This window comes from Alkalihalophilus lindianensis, from assembly GCF_032843265.1.
Lineage (GTDB): Bacteria > Bacillota > Bacilli > Bacillales > Bacillaceae_D > Alkalihalophilus > Alkalihalophilus lindianensis.
This window is the reverse complement of sequence record NZ_JAWJBA010000893.1, coordinates 1-243: the sequence shown is the minus strand read 5'-3', so window position 1 is coordinate 243 and position 243 is coordinate 1. Positions and strand designations below refer to the sequence as shown.

The window sequence follows — 243 nt, the reverse complement described above, 5'->3', positions numbered from 1 at the left end:
TGTCCGCCGGGCAGCAATTGGAGGTTGTTGCAAATATGGCAGTGGGTTATGACAATGTTGACATACAAGCGGCAAGTAGAGAAGGAATTGCCGTTTGCAACACACCGGATGTATTAACAGATTCAACTGCCGATTTAACCTTTGCCCTGTTGATGGCCACGGCACGAAGAATCGTGGAAGCTGCCCAGTTTGTGAAGGAGGATAGATGGAAAAGCTGGAGTCCGTTTCTTTTGGCTGGTCATG

General features: G+C 48.6%; 1 pseudogene. It reads left to right on the top strand.

Annotation, left to right across the window (positions count from 1 at the left end):
* A pseudogene (locus RYX56_RS24705) lies at window positions 1-243 on the top strand (D-glycerate dehydrogenase); the annotation flags it as partial.